Genomic DNA, 21,506 nt, shown 5'->3' on the forward strand with positions numbered 1-21,506 from the left:
CTACCCGTTGAACCGAAGGCGGCCGTCCGAACCGAGGACGGAATCGAAGCGGACCTTGACGACGCGCCCTTCATCCGCCAGCTCGGCCTCGACATGGAACAGGAATTCCGTCAGGCGCGATCTGTCTTCGACCGGCCGCACGGCAACGCCGCGCAGGCGGGGCTCGAAGGCACGGATCTGCCGTTCGACATCTCGGGCGATCGACATCAGGGCATTCCGGTAATCGCCCGTCGCATTGAAGTCCGACAGGCCGAAGTCGGGGCGTGTCTCGCAGCAGCCCTTCCGGCTGTTGAGGATCATCTGCAGATTGCGCAGAATGCTCTGCATCACGGCATAATCGCTGGTCACGTCAGCCATCCCCGCACTTGTGCTATCGAGCTCAAGACGCTGAAGAAGACTGACGGACACCATTGCCTACCTCGACTCTGCACTCTTGGCCGCCCGCCGCATGCGGACGACCAATCCTCCTGAACGCCGCATGCCTGTGACCTGAAACAGGTCAGGCCTTGTCCAGCTTGCCCTTGAGAGACAGCGTGAAGTCGGCGCCCATGTATTTGAAGTGCGGCTGCACAGCCATGCCGACGCTGTACCAACCGGGTTCGCCATCGACATCCGACACGGTGATCTGCGCCTTGCGGAGCGGACGGCGGGAGCGAACTTCTGCCGAGGGGTTCTCCTGGTCCGAGACGTATTGGCGGATCCAGTTGTTGAGTTCGGACTCGAGTTCGCCGCGGTTCTTCCAGCTGCCGATGTTCTCGCGCTGCAGCACCTTGATGTAGTGGGCAAGGCGGTTGACGATCATCAGGTAGGGCAGTTGCGTACCGAGCTTGTAGTTGAGTTCGGCAGCCTTGCCCTCCGACGTGTTGCCGAAGGCCTTCGGCTTCTGCACCGAATTGGCCGAGAAGAAGGCGGCATTGTCGCTGCCCTTGCGCATGGTCAGCGCAATGAAGCCCTGTTCTGCCAGTTCGAATTCCTTGCGATCCGAAATCAGAACCTCGGTCGGGATCTTGTTCTGCAGCTGGCCCATGGCCTCGAAGGTGTGGACCGGCAGATCCTCGACGGCACCGCCGGACTGCGGACCGATGATGTTCGGGCACCAGCGGAAATTGGCAAAGCTGTCCGAAATACGGGTCGCCAGTGCAATCGCGGCATTGCCCCAGACGTAATTGCCGGTCTCTCCGGCTGCCCGTTCCTCGTAATTGAAGCTCTTTACGGGAACCGTGTCCGCTCCATAGGGCGTGCGCAGCAGGAAACGCGGCAGAGCGAGGGCGAAATAGCGTGCGTCCTCGGTCTGGCGGAAGGCATTCCACTTTGCGTATTTCGGGCCTTCGAAGATCGATTCCATGTCCTTCAGGTTCGGGATTTCCTCAAAGGTCTCGACACCGAACATCGAAGGAGCCGCGCCAGCGATGAACGGCGCATGCGACATGGAGCCGACGCTGGAGCAATACTGCGCAAGCTTCACGTCCTGAGCCCCGGGACCGAAGGCATAATTGCAGACGACGGCGCCGACCGGCTGCCCGCCGAACTGGCCGTATTCTGCGGTGTAGATGTGTTTGTAGAGGCCGGATTTGGTCACTTCCGGACTGTCTTCGAAATCGGTCAGAAGATCGTCCTTCGAGACATTCATGATCTCGATCTTGATGTTCTGCCGGAAGTCGGTCCGGTCGACGGCAAACTTCAGCCCGCGCCACGCGGATTCCATGGCCTGGAAGTCCTGGTGATGGAGCACCTCGTCCACCTGGGCAGACAGTTTCTTGTCGATCTCGGCGATCATGTGATCGATCGCCGCGCTGTTGACGGCCTGATCCGCACGGGTGGGCTTCAACAGTTCGGAGATGAAGGCGCTGATCCCCTTGCGCGCGGTGTCGTACCCATCATCGCTGGGAGTCAGCCGGGTTTCCTGCAGGATTTGGTCAAGCAGCGAAACCTCGGTCTGTTCGACGGCCAGTTGCTGCTGCGCGGATTCTCTTTCTGCCATGAACGCAATCTTTCTTCAGAATGGACGGAGAAAGCCCGAAACCTGCATGGGGATCGGGCAGCGGGCGGCACGCCCTCACATCGCGGAAAATTTATTTCTCTTCCTTGGCGGCAGCACCGGTCAGCTCTGCGAGAAGCCGTTCCCGTGCGGCCTCGTCACCCAACACACCCTGGATGGCCTTGCGGAAGGCCGGCATGTTGCCGAGCGGACCCTTGAGAGCGACGAGAGCCTCGCGCAATTCGAGCAGCTTGCTCATTTCCGAGCTTTGGCGAACAATCGCTTCCGGGCTGAAATCGTTGATGCTTTCGAACTTGAGCGACATCGACATCTCGCCGGCATCCGTCTCTTCGGAGAGGCGGTTCGGTACTGCGAGGTCCAGGCGCAGATCGTGGCCCTTCATGACCTCGTTGAAATTGTCCTTGTTGACATTGACGAGTTCACGATCTTCCACCGGCGTATCGTCCGAGCGCATCGTATAGTCGCCCAGGAACACCATCTTCAGGGGCAGTTCGACCTCTTCCTTGCTGTCGCCCGTCGCCGGCTTGTAGCGAATATTCACCCGTTCCTTGGGCGCAACTGTCGAATCTTTCGTCATGCTGAAATCCCCCGCCAAAACAATGAATTCATGTCGCACGGGGTCGAAAGGGCAAACAGCCCGACAATTATGCCTTTTTCATCCCCATCGACACCATCTTGGCGGGTTTCCGTGTAACTTTTATAACGCGGGCCTAAACTAGCGCGGAAACTTCAAGACAACACGAGCCGCGCCGCCTGAACGACGTCAATACTGCCCAGGCGTTCGGCAATTTTCGCCTTGGCCTGAACGACGCCCGCCTCGCCGAACAGGCGCACGGCATTCTTGTGATCGTGACATTGCCACGACAGGACGAGCAGGCGTGACACAAGCGCCGGCTCCCACGCGGCAAGCCGCCACTCCTCCGCAATCCGCTCCAGCGCCGCAATCTGCGCGGCGGCCGGCTGGACGAGATCGTGACGCAGGCAGAAGGAAACCAGCGTGAGTTTTGCCTGGAAACGGCGGCGTCCATCGGCGGCCTGATCGGCAAGATCGGCCAGATGTTTCAGCCCCTCCAGGACCTTGCCGTCCTGCGCAAGCCGTTCGGCCTGCGCCAGCCCGTCCTCCAGTTCGCCACCCGGCTGCGCAGAGCTGCGCGAGACCAGAACTTCGGTGGCGATCCAGGCGCGGGTATCGGCGTCGGCAAAGGGCGTCCCGTCGGAAAAGCTGAGTTCGATGAGCGTCGGGATGCGCTCGAGCAGCAGCGCGAGGGACTGGTTGACCACCTGACGACATCCGTCATAGGGCGCGCCGAGCTGCAGCATCATGCGATTGATGGTGAACTGCATGGTCAACCAGAAGGGCGACGTGATGAAGGCACTTTCTGCTGCCATCAGCAGGCCCAGGTGATTGCCGGCGGCGGTGAGCGCCTGAAGCTCTGCCAGTTTCGTTCGCTGCGGCGGCGGAATGAGTGTCTTTCCCGCCCGCTCCGGCGGCGCCTGGCGCAGATTGCTCCAGGCGCCGAAACGCGATGCCAGATAGACGCGCGCATCCTGGGAGGCTCCCTCCCTCAAGGCGCCGGAAACGCGCAGAGCTGCCGAAAACAGTGCGTCGAAGGCAGCATCGACACCTTCCGCAACCGGAATGGCGCCAAGCGCCGGCAGCGGCGGCGCGGGCACCCCACGGTCGGCCGCGGGTGCCGGCTGCGGGGGCGTCGACACAGCGGTGTTGGCTGCCGATGGGCTGGCCTGCTCCGCTGCCGGTTGCGGCGGGCTGGCGGTGGTGTCCTGCGCTTTCACGTCTGCGACCGGAGGCGGCTCCTTCGCCGCGGCCTCTGCCGCAGCCTTCGCCTCCAGCTCTGCTCTTGTCTCGCGAGCAAAGGGACGCAGGGCCCGGATCAGCGGGCCGAGCGCCGGCTGAAACTTGGTCATGCGCTGGCTGACCGCATTGTCCAGATCGACCAGCCGGTCATGCGCCACAAGCGCAAACAGCTTCGCATCGGCAGAGGCCGGCGGTTGCCCTTCCACCACCTGCGCCAGACGTTCGGCCATCCAGTCGAGGCTGCCGGCCCGCGCCCGTTCCCGGTTCAAGCCGGGGAACAGTCCGTTCCAGTGGTCTTGTGCCATGCCTGCAAGGATCGAGGCACCAACGGCGAGCCCCTTATAACCTTCCGCGACATGCAGGCCGTAGACAAGCCGGCATGCGAGGACCAGGTCCTTCGACTGGCCCGCCAGGATTTCCAGAGTCTTGCGGTTGACGAGTTTCCAGTCGACGGCCTTCGGTCCGTCGCTTTCCATCTTGCGGACCTCGTTGTCCAGTTCATCGAAGGAGGCCTCGCCGCGCAGGTCGCGCCCGGACGGTTCATCGCCAGGGATCGGCTGCCTGCCAACCCCTGCGCGCGGATCATCGAGAAGAGCATCAAGGTCCAGATCCGGCATCCGCTGCGTGTCCTTCGGGTTGCGGCAGCAGCGCCGCCCTTGTGACATGGCGATGAACACTGCCTGATCGATCTGTTCGAAAATCAATACTTGGTCATAGTCGTGTAAATTGTAACTTCTATGAAAAGACGAGAGGGTCCGATCAGAGGCTGCAGAGCCCGCGGATTGGATCGGGGAAGGACGTCAACGGCATGATCGATATCACGGAACGCAGTGAGGAAGGCCTGGTGGTCATCGAGCCGAAGGGCAAGATCGACACACTGACCGCCAAGGCCTTCGAGGCGCATCTGAAGCGGCACATCGACGAGGGCACGGGGCCGGTCGTCATCGATATGAGCGGGGTCGACTATGTCAGCAGCTTCGGGCTGCGATCGCTGCTGGTTGCCGCCAAACAGCTGGCCCCCTCGGGCCGCAAATACATCCTGTTTGCGCTTCAGCCTCCCGTACACGATGTCCTTCGGATTTCGGGTTTCCTGAAGATCATCGCGGTGGTCGGTTCGGCGGCGGATGCCATCGCCCTCGCCGCTCCGCAAGCACAGGCTTGAGAGGAAAAAAGGCGATGACCAGTCGCGCCTGCACGATCGACGTCACCAACGACCTCGACGAGCTTGCGCGCGTGCAGACGGCGATCCAGAATTTTTCCCGCAGCAATGCCCTCGACGACCAGGCACAACACACCCTGCTTCTCGTGGTCGAGGAACTCTTCGTCAACATCGTCCGCCACGGTTATGAGCAAGCCGCGGCAGATACCGTCACGATCGGCATCAGCGTGATGGACGATGGCCGCCTGCGTCTGGAGATCCACGATCAGTCCGAACCCTTCGACGTGTCCAAACCACCTCCCTCTCCGGAAGAGGTAAGCCTCGAGGATATGAAGGTGGGTGGCCTTGGCGTCTTTCTGGTGCATCAACTGGCCCGCCAGATTTCCTGGGAGCGCCGCGACGGCATCAACCGAACGCAAGTGGTGCTCGATGGCATCTGAACCCGATCCACGCCGGACGGACGGAGGGCCGGCACCTCCGGTCGGCGGCCCCAATGGCCCCTCCATGCCGCGAAAGGACAGACATGCACTCCGATGATCAGCAGGCCCCGGCATCCCCCCACCGCACGGCGATGGAAAGCCTGGTTCTCACCTGCGAGGCGATCGCGCACGGTCGTTTCGACGACATGGACCAGCTGTTTTCGATCATCTCCGACGAGGCCCTGCCCTCGGACATCCGGGAACTGGCGGAGAATTTTGCCGGCATGGTCGTGCAGATCGAGGCACGCGAATTCCACGCCAATCAGCTGATCGAGGAGTTGCGCGAGACGCAGCGCCAGCTGGAGACGGCACAACAGGCGCTGAAGCGCGAGAACCTCGACCTGCGGGAAAAGCTGAAGAAGCTCGATGTCGATTTCGACGAGGAACAGGCGGAGCACGAAATCCAGGAAATCGTTCAGAGCGAATATTTCCAGGATCTTCAACAGCGGGCGAAGTCACTGCGCCAGCGTTTTAAGCGGGAACGGTAGACTTGCGTAATCGGTGCGTCCGCGCGGTCGCGACAGCGGACACATCACCCGACGCGTAATCCCAAATGCATTCCCCAGCGCATTCCAAAATGCATTCAATGTGAGCGGAACGGTAAGGCGGCATGACAAAGATCATCTCCACACATTCCTATCGGGGCGGCACCGGCAAATCCAACGTCACCGCCAATCTGGCGGCCGGCCTCGCCTTGCGCGGCCTTCGGGTCGCGGTCGTCGACACCGATATCCAGTCGCCGGGCATCCACACGCTTTTTCGCGTCGATCCACACAGCGTCCACTTCACGCTCAACGATTACCTCTGGGGTAAATGCGGGGTCCGCGAGGCAGCCCTCGATGTGACCTCGGGCGTTGTTGACGAGGCAGGTGTCTGCCAGGTGCCAGCGGGTGGACAGGTGTTTCTCGTGCCATCCAGTATCAAGACGGGAGAGATCGCACGCATTCTGAAGGAAAAATACGATGTCGAGGATCTGAACAACGGGTTCCACGATCTGTGCCACGAACTGGATCTCGATTTCCTGCTGATCGACACGCATCCCGGCGTCAACGAGGAGACGCTGCTGTCGATCGCAATCTCCGATACGTTAATGCTGCTCTTGAGACCGGACATCCAGGATTATCAGGGCACGGCCGTCACACTCGAACTTGCCCGCAAGCTGGAAGTGCCGCAGCTGCTTCTCGTTGTCAACAAGGCTCTGGAAAGCTTCGATTTCCGCGATCTCGCCCAACGGGTTTTCTCCAGCTACCGCACGCCGGTCGCGGCAGTTCTGCCGCTGTCGACCGATCTCGTGCGCATCGGCAGCACCGGCCTCATGCGCGTGCTTTACCCGGACCATCCCTTTTCGCAGGGGATCGAAAGCCTGGTCGAGGCGATCCTCGACTGAGCGACGGCGGCCGATGACAGGACTGTCACGGCCCGTCGCTTTCGAAGAAGGCTGAAACGAACAGCTCGACGGAGGCGATGCGCTCGCCGCGATCGAAGGCAAGCGCCCCTGCCAGCGCCGACCAGGCGGCCGGGTCCAGATCGGGGACCGGTTCGGGAACAAGGCCCCGATCGCGTGCCTCGTTCGCCGGCTTGAGGGCGAAGGGATGAAAGCCGGCAAGCATCTGGTAGGCGATGCAGCCAATGGCAAAGATGTCGTCGCGCGGATCCCGGATCGCCCCGTCGAACATTTCCGGGCTGGCATAGGCGGCGGTAAGCCCGCCGAGACTGCTTGCATCGAAGCCGGAGGCCGCCGTGGCGAGACCGAAGTCGATCACCTTGGCCTGGTTGCCCTCGCCAACAAACACATTGGCCGGCTTCAGATCCGAATGCACGACGGAATTGGCATGCGCATAGGCAATGGCCGAGCAGATCCCGCGCAGGATCCGGGCAATGGCGCCGGCCGGCATCGCCTGCCCCGTCGAGGTGGCCAGCAGCCTGTTGAGCGGCGTACCGCTCAGGAGCTCCATCACGATGAAGACCTCCGCCTTGTCGCGATCGAAATCGTAGACGGTGGCGATGTTCGGATGGGCAAGGCTTTGCGCCTTGCGGGCCTCTGCCTCCAGCGCTCGCAGCGCATTCGAATTCGACCGGAAGGCATCGTTCAACAGCTTGACCGCGACATAGGGCTGCGCACTGCCCGCCTCAAGCCGCCGACGATCGACCGCGGAATAAACGATGCCCATGCCGCCCCGTCCGATCTCCGCATCGAGGATGAAGCGGTCGCGCAGGATCGAGCCGATCCCTGCCCGCTGCTGGCTGTGATCGCTGAGCTGCGACAGGGACAAGGCGCTGCCCGCCCCCTGCCTGGCGATACGCCGCGCATCCGAACGAAACCGCGCACTGCGATAGGTGCCGAGCAGCGAATTCAGGCCATCCGGGCGTCCGGCGCCCGCTTCCTCCGAGCCTCGACCGCCACGCATGGATTTGTAGTCGCCGATCAGGCCGGACAGAACCGCATCATCGACCCGCGCCTGCAGGTGATGAAACTGCGGCAACGCGTCGGCCGCCGGTGAGGCCGATGGCGGCAGGACGCCCGCAGGCACAGGTGCCGGAACCGGCGGCAGAACCACGTCCGCCGTCTCAATCCGTTCTGCAGGCCTCGCCTGCTGAGCCTTCTCCGCCGCGCCCCAATCGCCCTTTGGTGCAAACGCATGTGGTATGGTGGCTTCGTCGAAAAGACTGTCTGCCGGCGAAGTGCCGGTGGGGGATCCGGCCGGCGGCGGGCTGAGCGACAGCGCGGAACGCAGCACGGCGGCCACGTCGTCCGGCAGACGTCCGGCATCGTTCAAGGTGGCGATCGCGGACCAGACTTGCCGGGCATCAAGGGCAGTTTCCGCCGCAAGGCGCTCCACCACGACGTCATAACTCAGCCGTCCCGCCAGAAACGCGGCAAGCACGGCCTCGGGACCGTTGGCCTCGGGTGTCTGCTTGCGTTCGCCGTTCCTGCCGCCAAAGAATCTCAGTTTTCGCTTCTTTCGACTGGGTACCGATCCGCGCTTCTCGGCTTGCGGATGGAGTACCGGTTCAGCTTCTCCACCATGGTCCGGCGGCTTACCTTGAGGTCGCGCGCCGCATGGCTCTGGTTCCAGTTGACCTCGCGCAGCTTGGTCTCGATCACCATCGCCTCGTATTGTCCCACAATCGTCTTCAGATCGCCATCCGTCACGAGTGGCTGGCGCACCGTCTGATCGTCGTTGCGGAAACCGGCGATTTCCGCCGGCAGGTGTTCCGGTCGGATCGGCTCGCCGCGATTGGCAAGCAGCACCGCTCGTTCGAGAATGTTCTTGAGTTCGCGCACATTGCCGGGATAGCTCCACCTGAGCAGGGTATCGAGCGTTTCCGGCATCAGTTCCGGCCGGTTTTGCGGGTCGTTTGCCGCCTCGCTGAGGAAATGTTCGATCAGCCTTGGAATGTCCGAGGGCCGCTCCCGCAGTGGCGGCACGATGATCGGAAACACATTCAGCCGGTAATAGAGATCCTTGCGGAACTCTCCCCGCTCGATCTTCTCTTCCAGGTTCACATTGGTTGCAGCCACGATCCGCACATCGACGATTTCGGTCTTGGTCGAACCGACGCGCCGGATCTCGCCTTCCTGCAAGAGGCGCAGCACCTTTGCCTGCAGGCCGGGCGGCATGTCGCCCACCTCGTCGAGAAACAGCGTTCCCCCATGCGCTTCGTGCGCCAGACCCGGCTTGTTGGCAACCGCACCGGTGAAGGCACCTTTGACGTAACCGAAGAGTTCGCTTTCCAGGAGGTTTTCCGGCAGCGCCGCACAGTTTTGCGCGACGAAGGGAGTGCCGCTGCGTACGCTCGACAGATGGATGTATTTCGCCAGCATCTCCTTGCCGGTGCCGGTTTCGCCGCGCAAAAGGATCGGCACGGAGGAGCCGGACGCACGCTCGACCAGGTCGAAAACCTTTTCCATCGGTGCGCTGTTGCCGATGAGGCCGCGCGGTTTGCCCGAGCGGCGGGCATTGCTGATCAGGCGGGTATTCTCCTGCTGGAGTTCCTCGTTCATTCGGCCCAGCTGGCGAATGAGACGCTGGTTTTCCTCGAAGAGCCTGGCATTGCGGATGGCCGCCGCCGCATGCGCCGCAAGTCCCTGCATCGGCCGCACCATCGACTTTGGCAATGTTCCAAGCAGATTGCCGCTGCGATCGGGCAGGTTGACGAGGACGAGCACGCCGATGGTCTCCTCTCCCTCCACGTTCATCGGCAGGACCGTGACCGAACGGGTGCGAAAACCGATCGTCTTGTCGAATTCCCTCAGGCTCGTGAAGTCGAAACCGGGTGCATTGTCGATGTCCGCCACGGCGACGATCGACGAGGTCGATGCGGCAAACGTCGCCGGATCCTTCAGGTTCGGAGCGAGCGAACGATCATAGAGCGCGATGCGGTTTTCCGAATGGCCGGAGACCGTCATGCCGCGATAGTTGAAGCAGACACGGTGAAGATGACGCGCGAGACGGTCGAGCGTGAAGATCGCCACCCCCTCGGCCTTGGACAGTCGCAGGGCAGCCTCGATAACATGCACCAGAAGGGCTTCCACCCGACGCTCCTTGGCAAGCCGTATCGTCAGTTCCAGAAGTTCCTCATAGGCCCCTTCGCTCATCGGCACGGTCCCCTTGCCAGTTGCGCAGTTTTCCGCCGGCATCGTCCCGGCGACGGGGCGCACCCGTGCTTGCCGGGGGTCAGATGCCTGGGCGGGACCGGGTGTTGCACCGACCCGCTCACGCAAGCTGATAGACAAACTGTCCCTGATCGCCGACATCGATCGTCACCCCATCGAAGACCTTGGCATCTTCTCCCATGTTGCTGAGAAGCTCCGTCGCCAGTTCCGGCAGCAGCGTGCGGTTGACGATGTGGTCAATGTTGCGCGCACCGGTCTCGACTTCCGTGCAGCGGGCCGCAATGGCGTCGACGACGGCATCCGTATAACGGAAGCTCATCTTCTGGTTTTCCGCCAGGCGCTTGCCGATCTTGTTGAGCTTTAGCCGGACAATGTTCTGCAGCGGCTCACCGATCAGCGGATAGAAGGGAACGATCTGCATGCGCGCGAGAAGCGCCGGCTTGAAGTGGCGGCTGAGCACCGGCCGGATTGCTTCGACGAGCTGATCGGGTGCCGGCCGATCCTCGCGCGTGCCAAGGTCCGTCAAGATGTCGGTCGCGAGATTGCTGGTCAGCACGATGATGGTGTTCTTGAAATCGACCAGCCTGCCCTCACCGTCGGTCAGCACGCCCTTGTCGAAAACCTGATAAAAGAGGTTCATCACCTCCAGATCGGCCTTTTCCACCTCGTCGAGCAAGACCACAGAATAGGGACGCTGGCGCACCGCCTCGGTCAACAGCCCGCCTTCGCCATAACCGACATAACCGGGCGGCGAACCGACCAGCTTCGAGACCGTGTGTTTCTCCTGAAATTCCGACATGGCGATGGCGATCAGGAACCGTTCGCCGCCGAACAGCTGGTCTGCAATGGCCGTGGCAAGCTCGGTCTTGCCGACACCGGAGGGGCCAACGAACAGGAAGATGCCGAGCGGCGCATCGGGGTTCTGCACACCGGCCTTCGCCACACGCACCCCATCATCGATAGCCTTAATCGCCTGATCCTGGCCGATGACCCGCTTCGACAGGTTGTCCGCCAGCGAGAGGATCGCGTTGGCCTCGTCCTTCACCATGTTGCCGATCGGAATGCCTGTCCAGTCGGCGATGACCTGACCGACCGAATCCGCCGTCACCTCGAAGGAGACGAGCGGATCACCCCGCTGCATCTCGGCAAGCGAGCGAACCGCCTGGTCGAATTCCGCACGCAGCGCGGCTTCATCGACCGGTTCGGCTGCGGCGTCCTCGTCGACGCTCGCCTGCGCATCGCCCTCCATGGAAAGCCCCAGGCTGCGCCGGATCTCCAGAATGCGATGGACGAGAGCCAGTTCCTCCTCGCGCTTGGCAGACAGCCGTTCGACCTCCGCCTCCAGTGCTACGATATCCGCCTCGATCTCGGCCAGCCTGGAATCGGTCGATGCGCCACCGGAATGGTGGTGATCGCGGCGCAGAGCTTCCAGCGCCCGCTGTTGTTCCGCCACCCGTTTCTGCTTCAATTCGATGATCGGCGGCGTCGACGACAGGGACAGCTTAACGCGGGCACAGGCGGTATCGAGAACGTCGACGGCCTTGTCCGGCAGCTGACGGCCGGAAATGTAGCGGGCGGAAAGTTTTGCAGCCGCCTCGACCGCCGTGTCGCGGATATAGACCCCATGGGCCTTTTCATAGGCGCCGCGCAGACCGCGCATGATCGTGACCGCCTGTTCCGGGCTCGGCTCGTCCAGCTTCACCAGCTGGAAACGGCGGGCGAGCGCCGGATCCTTTTCGAAATACTTCTTGTATTCGCTCCAGGTGGTGGCGGCGATGGTGCGAAGTTCGCCACGCGCCAAGGCCGGCTTCAGCAGGTTGGCCGCATCGGCGCCACCGGCCTGCCCGCCGGCGCCAATCAGCATATGCGCTTCGTCGATGAACAGGATGATCGGTTTAACCGATGCCTTCACCTCATCGATGATGCCCTTGAGCCGGCTCTCGAACTCGCCCTTGACGCCCGCGCCGGCCTGCAGCATGCCGAGGTCGAGACCGATCAATTCGACGTCCTTGAGGAATTGCGGCACATCCTGCTCGGCAATCTTCAGGGCGAGACCTTCCACCACCGCCGTCTTGCCGACACCGGGCTCACCCACGCAGATCGGGTTGTTCTTGCGCCGCCGACCGAGAATGTCGATCATCTGCTGAATTTCGCGATCGCGGCAGAACACGGCATCGATCTGCCCCTTGCGCGCCTGTTCGGTGAAATTGGTGCAGAATTTCGCAAGCGCGGAATCGCCGCTGATACCCGGTGCGGACGCACCCGCCGCCCGCTCGGCGCTCACCGCCGCCGCGGTCGTCTCCTGCGACATGTCGACGATCGCCTTGAAGTCCGCCTTGAAGCGGCCATAGGTGATCGCCTCGAGACCGGACAGCCAGCGATCGTCACCAAAGCGGTTGGGCTTGGCAAAAACGGTGGCAAACAGGGCGCCGGAGCGGAGCTGGTCGAGAGAAAATTCGACGGAGGCGACAAGCCAGGCTTCCGTCAGCCATTCGATGAGCAAAGGCGAGAAGACCGGCCGCCCCTGATTGCCGCTGCGCAAATTCTCCAGGATCGCCTGCAGCCGGCGCTTGAGGCCCGCCACGTCCACCTCGAAGTGGCGGCAGGCGGTCTGTACGTCATGCTGGGGATCTTCCAGAAACACCGCCAGAAGATGTTCGATGGACACTTCGTAGTGACCCCGCGAAACAGCCAGACCTGCGGCCTGCTCCAGGGCGCGTCGCGAATAGGTGTTGAGGCGGTTGATCAGGCGGCGAAGGTCGATATCGATCACAACTCATGTCCCGTGTTGGGCCGCAATCGGCCGGAAATTGACTCAAACAGGCAAAAATCCGAAGTCCTGGCGCGGACCCTTCCAAGGCCTGGACGCATGGCCGGTCCGCGTCATTCACGGCCCTGCACCCGTTCGGGGGCATATGACCGGCTTCATCCATTCCACGAAAATGCGCGTCCCGATCCTGTCCTCTCGCCGTCACATATGGCGCCGTGACGTATGGCCCGGCCGACGAGCGGATCTGCAAGTGTCCCCGCCCTAGGCGTAAGGCACGTCTGTGACAGTAATTTCTCAAACACGCATGATCGCTGCGTTGCGCCGAAAATCGGCGCCGGACGGACCGCCAACCGGCCCTTGCTCGCTATCGTTCGATGGAACGGCTTTCATCTCGGCAAGCCAAAGGGCGGACAGCTGTCCGCCCTTTGGCGTGAGGCCAAAAAATCAGGCGACCGGCTTGCGCCAATCGTCGGATGCCGAGGTGCCGGCCACTTCATGGGTCCAGTCGCAGACGCGATAGGTGAAGGACCACTGTTCCTGATGGCCGCGATTGGCATTGGCATCGTCGGTGGTGTCGGGCAGCATGATCTTGCCGCCGACGAGCACGGCGTCCGTCCACTTGATCGTGTAGTAGTGCTGCTGCTTGCCGTCAGTGCCGGTGCGGAAGAACTGCATCTCGATCTCGAGGTTCTCACCGGTGGAAAGGGCCTGCCACAGCATCGGCGACGCCTTGTCGAGCGGCTTGATGAACGTGGCCGGCTCGTGCCGGCGCGAACCGATGGCGGTGCCGGAATTGGGATCGCGCGGAACGATGGCATTGCTTTCGAAGGCGAAGACCATCGACTGGTCTTCATGGCCTTCCTGCCAGATGTTGCCGATCGACTTGTCGCTCGAGGCGTCCTTGGTGATCTCGCCCTGCGTCTTACCGCTGATTTTCACGTATGCGATGCTAGCCATGTTGCCCTCCAATGGGTGCTTGTGATGAGGAAACTCTATCAGCCGCAGCCGATGCCCCTCGTGCCGCAAACCGCGTGCCAGCCGGGCTTCAAGGCCGAAGCATTTTCGCAACCCCTTGACGCAACGGGGCAATTTTCGGGAAGGCACGTCCACCCGCCTGCTTCGCACTGAGAAGGAAAGCGCGCAGTTGCGGCCACGACAGCGCAGTTTCCCCCGCGCCGGCCGAACGGCTTTTCGTGTCAGCCCCTCCCTGCGGCGCGACGGTCATTGCACGCTTGCTTTGAAAGCATTGACGAATTTCCGCAGGTCTCGTGGGTCCTCCTGCTGCTGTGCAGAAAAGCGTTCATTGACGCCGACAACGCAGGATGGAAGGCTGCCAAGCCACGGGATGCGCCGGACTGTCGGCGCAGAAACCGGGGGGAATGGATGCCAGCGATCATCAAACCGACCAGTGTCGCCGCCGCGGTTCGCGCCGAACCGACGCCGGATGGCGGCCTGCTGACGGTCTCGGCCTTCCTGCTGTCGGACTTCGAGAGCCCCCGCCAGTTTCTGAGCGAGCAAGCGCTGTGGCCGATGGTTGCCGAACAGATGGGAGAGGCCATCTTCGACAAGGGCAGCCTGAAGCCGTGCGGTGAATGGATCATTGCCGGGGCGGCCCTGTCGCCCGGCGAAGATCCCGTCACCGGCCTGACGGTGACGGTGCGGCTCGGCGCTGTCGAAAAACGGCTTTCGGTGTTTGGTGACCGCTTCTGGCGGCGCACGGATCGCGGCGTCACCCTGCTGCCGGCCACCCCCTTTCACAGCATGCCGATCGACGACGCGCACGCCTTCGGCGGTCAGGCCTTCAAGGCCAATCCGCGCGGCAAAGGGCATGACGCAAGGGCTTTGCTCGAGGCAGGTTTCGACGCGCCGCTTCCCAATGTCGAATTGTCCGCGCATTTGATCCGTCAGCCGGACGATAGCGTGGTGCCTGCCCGGATCGGCCCGATGCCGCCAGATGCGGCCAGTCGGTTGCGCTATGCGGGCACCTATGACCAGGCCTGGCTGAAGACGCGGGCTCCGCTTAAGCCGGACGATTTCAATCCGCTGTTTTATTGCGACGCGCCGGAGGACCAGCGGCTTGCCGGTTACTTCACCGGCAGCGAAGCCTTTTCCGTGACCGGCATGACACGCGGCGGCTTTGCCGCGGGGGCTTTGCCGAACGCCGTCATGCGCTGTTTCGTGCACCGGCCAGCCGATGACAACCTGACGGAGATCCGCATGGTCTGCGACACGGTCACGCTGTTCCCGAATATCACCAAGATGTCGCTCGCCTTCCGCGGCCTCATCCGCTGCGACACCTCGTTTGCGGACGATATCGGCAGCGTCATGCTTGCCGCCGAGCATGCCGACGACGTGCCGCGCGATGCCGCCTATTACGGCGAGATCTTCCGCAAACGCACGCATCCCGACGAAGGCTACAAACATGCCCTCTCGGATTTCCAGTTGATGCCGAAGCGCGACGAGGCCGCCGTCGGTGAACGACGTAAGGCGCGTCTCGAGCGGGCACGCCAGGACCGCGAGCGCTTCATCGAGAACCAGAACTGGTCGATGTTCAAGATGGCAGCGGATCAGGGCCTGTCGCCGAAACTGCTCCGGCCGTTTTCGGTGGACGATGCCGGCGACGAACCGCTTGTCGCGACACCGACACGCGAGGAGATCGAAAAGGGCGATTTTGACCTGGCGGAAATCCTCGACGACCTGAAGAAGCTGAACGACCACAACCAGGCGCGCGTCCGCAAACACATCGCGGAGGCAGAGCTTGATCGACGCTGGCTCGAGACGAACATTCCCGAGCAGTTTCAGCCCGCAATCCTCAAAAAAGCCTTGGCGGATGACGAGGCACTCGGTGAATTCCCGGGTCTGACGAGCGGCCTTCACGGCCAGGCACCCGGTCATCAACTGATCACACCGCCAAGGCTTCAGCCCGGCGAATTCGAGGGTTTTGACAGTGCCGATCTCGATGCGCAAATTGCACAACTCATCGAATTGCCGAGGATAGACGACGAGGAAAAGGCAGAACGGCAGTTCCAGGAGGCGTGCGCGCGGGCTTTCGACCCGGCCGCGACCGGCCCCATGGCCGAAGCGCGCCGCACGCTGGAAGACATGAAGGCGCAGTCGTCCCTCACGCCCGTGGGTCTCGGCGACCTCGACAGCACTGATGACTTCGAGCGGCAATTCCAGGCATCGATCCCGGATCTGGACCAACTGGTGGCCGAGACCGCCGCACCGCGATCCGGGCTCAGCGATGGCCTGTCCAACGATTTCATCCCGAACGATGTGACGCTTCCGCCACTGCCGGGCGCGCAGGCGATCGCCGGCCTGCTTCCCAATCTCGATGCCGTCAAGAATGGCGGCGGGCTCGACGACATTCTGGCTGAACTCATGGCGACCGTGCCCAGCGATGAGGGCGCAAGCGGCGCGACCATGCGCGAACGGCACAACGCTGCCGTCAGCAGCAGCCTGGAGCGGCTGGACGGCATGCAGGAGGATGTCGAAAAGGAGATGCGTCAGGCCCGCACCGCCTCGCCGGCGCCCCTCTTCCCGATGGAACCTCTGACAGAGACCGCGGCCAGACGCTTCGGCGACTGGATCCGCATGCAGATGCAGGCCGGCATCAGTTTCGCCGGCGCCGATTGCGCCGGTGCGAACCTGCATGGGGCGGATTTTCGCGGCGCCGATCTGCGCGGGACATTCTTCGAGCAATGCGATCTGCGCGAGGCGGATTTCCGTCAGGCCAATCTCGATGGCGCCGTGTTTGCCGGCGCGCGCTTGGACGGCGCCATGTTTGCCGGCGCCAGCCTGGTGGGAACGAACCTCGGATCGACCTCCCTCGTCAAGGCCTGCCTGGACGGTATCCGGCTGGCCGAATGCCGCTTCATTCAGATGGACTTGAGCGGTCTGCAATGGCGGCAGGGACAGCTGAACAAAGTGACCTTCATCGAATGCAATCTCGAAGATGCCGATCTGTCGCAGTGCGCGCTCACCGATGTGCAGATCATCAAGTGCCGCGCCAACCGCCTCAATCTCTCGCAAGCCGAGATCAATACCACGACCATCATTCAGACCAGCCTCGGCAAGGCCCGATTGACCGACACCGCCTTTGCCCGCACGAGCTTCATCGAAACACAGGCCGATGGCGTCGACTTTTCACGCGCGCGGTTCAGCGGCTCGAGTTTTGTCGGCAAAAGCAGCATCAAGTCCGCCAATTTCGAGAACGTCACGGCACAGAGTTCGTCCTGGATGACCGCCGACATGACCGAAGTCTCCATGGCCCGTGTCGATCTGGACGGCTGCATGATCAATGCCTGCACCCTGACGGCGGCCGACCTGCGGCTCGCAAGGCTGCGTGCCTGCCGCCTGGAAAAGACCGGCCTCGTCGGCGCCGATCTCTTTGGCGCCGATCTTTTCGGCGCATCGCTGACCGGCAGCGATCTGACGAGGGCCTCGCTTCGGGGCGCCAATCTTTATGCGGGCGTCCTGCAGGACACCATCCTGGCCTCCTGCGACCTGACGGGTGCCAATCTCAGCGGAACGGCAATGGAGCGCAAAGCGCATGGTTATTGACGAACGCGCGCAGACGGATGTCAACGAGATCCTGGATTATCTGGCACACAGCGCGCCGGTCCTGATGAAGGCGGCGCGCGCCATCGATCTTAATGGTCAGGATCTCGCCAAAGGCCAGTTCATCGATTGCGATCTGATCGATGCGAGCTTTCGCGGCGCCAACCTCGTTGATGCCGTGTTCGTCAACTGCGACCTGACCGGTGCCGATTTCGCTGGCGCTGCGCTGACACGCACACGCTTTGTTTCCTGCCGGCTGACACGCAGCCGGTTCGACGGATGTGAGCTGGAAGAGACGATGTTTGCCGCCGGAACGGCCACAGCGGCACGGTTTTCCGGGGTGTCGCTTGATCGCACGCAGTTTGCCACGACGGAACTCGATCAGGCGGATTTCAGCGGCTCGACCGGCGAACGATGCGCCTTTCTTGACGCCTCGATCATCGGCGCCAGCTTCCGCGACGGATTGTTCAACGGACTGGCCGTCACGAAAGCGAAGATGAACAGGGCGGACATCGACAATCTGCGCGTCGATGGCGGCGTGTTCAGCGAGGCGGATTTTTCCGGTCTCGACCTCAGCGGCGGGCTCTGGCAGCGCTGCACCTTTCACGAGGCGGATTTGCGCAACACAAATCTCGATGGCGCGCGTCTCAGCGGCAGCGTCTTTAATGCCTGCGATTTTGCCGGCGCCTCGCTGCACGCGGTCACGGCACGCATGACAGCCTTCACGAAAAGCCGGCTGCACGGGGTCGACCTCGGCGGCAGCGATCTCTCCATGGCGAACTTTCACGGCGCGCAGCTGGCACAGGCAAGGCTGAACGGCAGCGCCCTCGCTTCCGCCGTTTTCAGCGAGACGGACTGCCGCAACGCGCAGTTGGAGAATGTCGATCTGTCGCAGGCCGAGTTGTCACATGCCGACCTTCGGGGCGCCAATCTCTCGGGCGCGCAGTTCAACAACACGAAGATGCATGCCGCACGGGTCGAAGGCGCGCTCACCTTCGGCGCATCCGGAACGACGATCGGCACCGACCAGCCGCGCGCCATCGCCGAGCTCTACGCCCCGCGCAAGGTCCTTTTGGACCGCGACCTGCCATCGGGAGGACACTGACATGCCGTTCGTCAACTCGCAGGGGCCGATCCCCGGCATCGACTTCTCCTTTCCCGATATCTATCTGCAGCCGACACCCGTCGGGCCAATCCCCATGCCCATGCCCTCCGTCGGCATGCGCCCGACCGAGATCCCCACCTGTTTCCGGTTCCTGATCAGCTGCATGCCGAGCCATAACCTGATGAACGCGGCTCCCGTTTGTATTGCCGGACCGGGACCAGGCGTTCTCTCCGGCATGGTTTGCTCCAAGACGGCCAACATGAAGGGGTCCGTCAAGCTGATCATCCAGGCGATGCCGGCGACACGCGCCCTGATGGATCCGACCGTCCAGAACGGCATGTCTCCCAATTCTTTCGGCACGACCATCGTGCCCTCGCAAATCCGACTGCTCAACCCGAGCGGTTAGCCGACTATCGCACCCCGTCCGTGGCGAGAATATCAAGGTGGATACGATGACGACTGCGCAAGACATCAAGATTTCGCTTCCCGGCCTGTCCGAGGATGCCGTCCATGCCGACCGGGTGCAGGGTCGCGAGGCAATGAACGAACCCTACAGTTTCGACGTCGACGTGATCTCGCCGCGCGCGCTCGATCTGCAGGCGATGATCGGAAAATCCGCCGCGCTGACCGTGCGCATCCTCGAGGAGAGCCTGCCGGTCAAGGGGATCGTACTGGCCGCCTTCGGTCTCGATGCCACGCGCAACCGGGAATTCTGTTACCGGCTGCGGATCGGTCCGCGCCTGTCGCTGATGGCACTCAGCGGCCAGAACCAGGTCTATGGCACGGATCGCGACATGACCGTGATCGAGATCCTCGAAGCCGAGCTCAATGACGCGGTCAAGACCGGCTCGCGCACCGGCGGCGCGCGTGTCGCTCGCCGCATCCCGTTCCAGATGCTCGCACAGGGCCAGTATCCGAAGCTCGATTTCGTCCTGCAATACCGGGAAAGCGACCTCGATTTCCTGTCGCGGCTCTGCGAAAAATTCGGCATCTTCTATCGTTTCGAGCACAAGGACGAGGGGGAAGAGATCGTCCTGTGCGACCGCAATGTCCACTTCACCCGTCTGTCCGGACAAAATCTGGACGAGGAACTTGCCTACCGCAGCGCCGAGCAACTGGCGAGCACCGGGGATTTCGCCATCCGCTCCTTTAATGCGCAATGGCAGGTGCAGCCCTCCCGCATCGAATTGCGCGAATACAATGATGAAACCCCGAGTGTCGATCTCAGCATATCCGCCTCGGCCCCGTTCGACGGCCAGGGTGTCCGCGTGTTTTATGGAGAGAACTATCCGGACACCCAGGTCGGCCAGATGCTCGCCAAACTCCGAACGGAACTGATGGCCGCCGAAAGACTGACCTTTGTCGGCCGCAGCAATGTGCCGCTGCTGCGGCCCGGCGTCTTTTTCAGGCTTGCGGATCACCCGGACAGTGCTCTCGACACAACCTATGTCGTGACCGAGGTGACGCACCGCATCACCGAACCGACACCGCTCGGCTTTTCGTCCGCCGACAAGATTGCCGAACCATACACCAACGAATTCCGCTGCATTCCGATGGACACGCCCTATCGTCCGGGCCTGAAGACACCGCGACCGGTGGTTCACGGCGTGCTTCATGCGCTTGTTGACGGGCCCGAAGATGCAACGAGGGCAGTAGTCGACGCGCAGGGCCGTTATCGCTTGCGCCTGCTCGATGACGAGAGCGGCCTGACGGGCGGCAATGCCAGCCATCTCGTGCGCAAGCTCGAGCCCTATGGCGGCGGCGATGGTTATGGTTCGCATTCGACCCTGCTGGTCGGTACGGAGATCATGCTGACCTTCGTCCATGGCGATCCCGACCGGCCGATCATCCTCGGCGCCATGTCCAACGCGGAAAAGACCAATCCGGTGCTGGATGCAAATGCCTCCGTCGCGCATCGGATGCGCACCGCCTCCGGCATCATCTTCGAATTCAACGATGGCGGTTTCTGAACCGTGTGAACCAATAGAAGCGCAAGCTGGAGGAACCCTTCGTGAGCACGAGATCGTCGACCAACCAACGCAGTTCCATTCAGGATGGCTCAGCCCATCTCTTCGTGCCCTACGATGCCGGCCGGACCCGGTCGACCTCGGACGACTCGAAGGAGCCGGGCGCAATCCTGCGCCTTGGCGGTTATTCGAGCGTCGAGCAGGCCGCGACCGATCTTACGAAATTTTATCCAGAGAACCACAACGCGGCGGAGGGCGGCAACAACCTGACGAACGCGGTCGGTCCCTCCTCCGGCGGTTATCGCGGCGGCATCCTTCTCTCCTGCGACGGGCGCATGCTGATGCGCACCGGCGAGAAATTCTACCTGCAATCCGTCGGCGACATGGACATCGATTCCAACGCCAACATGAAGATCGCGGCAACCGGCACGATGAATATCGAATCCGGCGACGCCATGACGATCAGGACCTACAATAAAAAAGGCATTACCATTTCCGCCGACGAAGGAAATGCAGATCTGACGATGACCACGGCGAAGAAGACGGAAAGGCATATCGGAGAGACATTCACGATCACGGACAAGAACGAGTACAAGCTGATCAAGGCCGACACGCACACTTACCGACTCGGGCAGACATTTGCACTGACCTGCAGCGACTCATGGTCCGTATTCTTCGGCTCGAACATCTCGATCACGGCCGGCATCGCAATATCCCTGAACCTGTCGGTGTCCCTGGCCCTCAAGGCTACATACGACATCACCCTATACCTGGGAAAAATCGATGTAGGCATTCAAAAGATCGACATTTGTCTTTGGAAAGGGGAGTTTAAAGACTTCAAGTGGTCCTACAAGCGACAGGTTTTCAAAGCGTCGGCCAACAAAACAGAGTTGAACGCCACCAAGAACGAAACGACCGGCGTTGATGCAACGACTACGGGCGTAGACACGGCAAACTCCGGTGTGGTCGCCAACAATGGCGGGGTCGACAGCGCCACCAATGGCATCAACTTGGTCAACTAGGGTCGGAGATT

At 62.1% G+C, this 21,506-nt stretch carries 17 protein-coding genes; 9 read left to right on the forward strand and 8 right to left on the reverse strand.

Annotated elements, in window-relative coordinates:
- From tssE to tssA, 4 genes are all read right to left on the reverse strand, one after another.
- Complete coding sequence (tssE, locus tag OU993_RS26920) at positions 1-411, reverse strand: type VI secretion system baseplate subunit TssE (RefSeq protein ID WP_268162148.1); 411 nt, start codon at positions 409-411, stop codon at positions 1-3.
- An 88-nt stretch (positions 412-499) separates the two neighbouring features.
- Entirely contained in the window at positions 500-1,981 is a 1,482-nt protein-coding gene (tssC, locus tag OU993_RS26925) for a type VI secretion system contractile sheath large subunit (RefSeq protein WP_268162149.1), read from the reverse strand.
- A 91-nt stretch (positions 1,982-2,072) separates the two neighbouring features.
- Positions 2,073-2,576, reverse strand: coding sequence for a type VI secretion system contractile sheath small subunit (gene tssB / locus OU993_RS26930; RefSeq protein WP_268162150.1), 504 nt, complete (start codon positions 2,574-2,576; stop codon positions 2,073-2,075).
- A gap of 152 nt (positions 2,577-2,728) precedes the next feature.
- Positions 2,729-4,519, reverse strand: coding sequence for a type VI secretion system protein TssA (gene tssA / locus OU993_RS26935; RefSeq protein WP_268162151.1), 1,791 nt, complete (start codon positions 4,517-4,519; stop codon positions 2,729-2,731).
- Positions 4,520-4,623: 104 nt separating this feature from the next.
- Between tssA and OU993_RS26940 the strand changes: the two genes are divergently transcribed.
- The 4 genes from OU993_RS26940 (at position 4,624) to OU993_RS26955 (ending at position 6,840) form a co-directional block, all read left to right on the forward strand.
- Positions 4,624-4,977, forward strand: a complete 354-nt coding sequence (locus tag OU993_RS26940) for an STAS domain-containing protein (protein WP_268162152.1) — start codon at positions 4,624-4,626, stop codon at positions 4,975-4,977.
- A 14-nt stretch (positions 4,978-4,991) separates the two neighbouring features.
- Positions 4,992-5,414 carry an ATP-binding protein gene (locus OU993_RS26945; RefSeq protein WP_268162153.1) on the forward strand — a complete coding sequence of 141 codons (423 nt, stop codon included), beginning with the start codon at positions 4,992-4,994 and terminating at the stop codon, positions 5,412-5,414.
- Positions 5,415-5,497: 83 nt separating this feature from the next.
- Positions 5,498-5,941 carry a hypothetical protein gene (locus tag OU993_RS26950; protein ID WP_268162155.1) on the forward strand — a complete coding sequence of 148 codons (444 nt, stop codon included), beginning with the start codon at positions 5,498-5,500 and terminating at the stop codon, positions 5,939-5,941.
- Between the two features lie 122 nt (positions 5,942-6,063).
- Positions 6,064-6,840: a MinD/ParA family ATP-binding protein gene (locus tag OU993_RS26955; protein WP_268162157.1), complete on the forward strand. Its 777-nt coding sequence runs from the start codon at positions 6,064-6,066 to the stop codon at positions 6,838-6,840.
- A 25-nt stretch (positions 6,841-6,865) separates the two neighbouring features.
- Here the strand turns inward: OU993_RS26955 and OU993_RS26960 are convergent, their stop codons facing one another.
- The 4 genes from OU993_RS26960 to OU993_RS26975 form a co-directional block, all read right to left on the reverse strand.
- Positions 6,866-8,338, reverse strand: a complete 1,473-nt coding sequence (locus tag OU993_RS26960; RefSeq protein ID WP_268162158.1) for a serine/threonine-protein kinase — start codon at positions 8,336-8,338, stop codon at positions 6,866-6,868.
- 62 nt (positions 8,339-8,400) lie between these two features.
- Positions 8,401-10,053, reverse strand: coding sequence for a sigma-54 interaction domain-containing protein (locus OU993_RS26965; protein WP_268162159.1), 1,653 nt, complete (start codon positions 10,051-10,053; stop codon positions 8,401-8,403).
- Positions 10,054-10,171: 118 nt separating this feature from the next.
- The gene (gene tssH, locus OU993_RS26970; protein WP_268162160.1) at positions 10,172-12,844 is read right to left on the reverse strand and encodes a type VI secretion system ATPase TssH; all 2,673 of its coding nucleotides are present in this window, start codon (positions 12,842-12,844) and stop codon (positions 10,172-10,174) included.
- A 441-nt stretch (positions 12,845-13,285) separates the two neighbouring features.
- Positions 13,286-13,798 carry an Hcp family type VI secretion system effector gene (locus OU993_RS26975; RefSeq protein ID WP_268162161.1) on the reverse strand — a complete coding sequence of 171 codons (513 nt, stop codon included), beginning with the start codon at positions 13,796-13,798 and terminating at the stop codon, positions 13,286-13,288.
- A 426-nt stretch (positions 13,799-14,224) separates the two neighbouring features.
- Between OU993_RS26975 and OU993_RS26980 the strand changes: the two genes are divergently transcribed.
- From OU993_RS26980 to OU993_RS27000, 5 genes are read left to right on the forward strand one after another with little or no spacing between them, the layout of a single operon-like run.
- Positions 14,225-17,404 carry a DUF2169 family type VI secretion system accessory protein gene (locus tag OU993_RS26980; protein ID WP_268162162.1) on the forward strand — a complete coding sequence of 1,060 codons (3,180 nt, stop codon included), beginning with the start codon at positions 14,225-14,227 and terminating at the stop codon, positions 17,402-17,404.
- Positions 17,394-18,506, forward strand: coding sequence for a pentapeptide repeat-containing protein (locus OU993_RS26985; protein ID WP_268162164.1), 1,113 nt, complete (start codon positions 17,394-17,396; stop codon positions 18,504-18,506). The genes OU993_RS26980 and OU993_RS26985 overlap by 11 nt, the downstream gene beginning before the upstream one ends.
- 1 nt (position 18,507) lies before the next feature.
- Entirely contained in the window at positions 18,508-18,912 is a 405-nt protein-coding gene (locus tag OU993_RS26990; protein WP_268162166.1) for a PAAR-like domain-containing protein, read from the forward strand.
- Positions 18,913-18,958: 46 nt separating this feature from the next.
- A complete protein-coding gene (locus OU993_RS26995; RefSeq protein ID WP_268162168.1) occupies positions 18,959-20,476 on the forward strand; it encodes a type VI secretion system Vgr family protein in 1,518 nt (505 codons plus the stop codon).
- A 41-nt stretch (positions 20,477-20,517) separates the two neighbouring features.
- Positions 20,518-21,495 (forward strand): hypothetical protein, encoded by a 978-nt coding sequence (locus OU993_RS27000; protein WP_268162170.1) that lies wholly within the window; start codon positions 20,518-20,520, stop codon positions 21,493-21,495.
- Positions 21,496-21,506 lie beyond the last annotated feature (11 nt).

The sequence above is a fragment of the Rhizobium sp. SL86 genome, from assembly GCF_026672545.1.
Lineage (GTDB): Bacteria > Pseudomonadota > Alphaproteobacteria > Rhizobiales > Rhizobiaceae > Neorhizobium.

What these genes read in the sequence shown, in the direction of transcription:
- tssE (WP_268162148.1), bottom strand. Translation starts at nt 411, where the DNA reads ATGGTGTCCGTCAGTCTTCTTCAGCGTCTTGAGCTCGATAGCACAAGT.
- tssC (WP_268162149.1), bottom strand. Translation starts at nt 1,981, where the DNA reads ATGGCAGAAAGAGAATCCGCGCAGCAGCAACTGGCCGTCGAACAGACC.
- tssB (WP_268162150.1), bottom strand. Translation starts at nt 2,576, where the DNA reads ATGACGAAAGATTCGACAGTTGCGCCCAAGGAACGGGTGAATATTCGC.
- OU993_RS26940 (WP_268162152.1), top strand. Translation starts at nt 4,624, where the DNA reads ATGATCGATATCACGGAACGCAGTGAGGAAGGCCTGGTGGTCATCGAG.
- OU993_RS26945 (WP_268162153.1), top strand. Translation starts at nt 4,992, where the DNA reads ATGACCAGTCGCGCCTGCACGATCGACGTCACCAACGACCTCGACGAG.
- OU993_RS26950 (WP_268162155.1), top strand. Translation starts at nt 5,498, where the DNA reads ATGCACTCCGATGATCAGCAGGCCCCGGCATCCCCCCACCGCACGGCG.
- OU993_RS26955 (WP_268162157.1), top strand. Translation starts at nt 6,064, where the DNA reads ATGACAAAGATCATCTCCACACATTCCTATCGGGGCGGCACCGGCAAA.
- OU993_RS26965 (WP_268162159.1), bottom strand. Translation starts at nt 10,053, where the DNA reads ATGAGCGAAGGGGCCTATGAGGAACTTCTGGAACTGACGATACGGCTT.
- OU993_RS26975 (WP_268162161.1), bottom strand. Translation starts at nt 13,798, where the DNA reads ATGGCTAGCATCGCATACGTGAAAATCAGCGGTAAGACGCAGGGCGAG.
- OU993_RS26980 (WP_268162162.1), top strand. Translation starts at nt 14,225, where the DNA reads ATGCCAGCGATCATCAAACCGACCAGTGTCGCCGCCGCGGTTCGCGCC.
- OU993_RS26985 (WP_268162164.1), top strand. Translation starts at nt 17,394, where the DNA reads ATGGTTATTGACGAACGCGCGCAGACGGATGTCAACGAGATCCTGGAT.
- OU993_RS26990 (WP_268162166.1), top strand. Translation starts at nt 18,508, where the DNA reads ATGCCGTTCGTCAACTCGCAGGGGCCGATCCCCGGCATCGACTTCTCC.
- OU993_RS26995 (WP_268162168.1), top strand. Translation starts at nt 18,959, where the DNA reads ATGACGACTGCGCAAGACATCAAGATTTCGCTTCCCGGCCTGTCCGAG.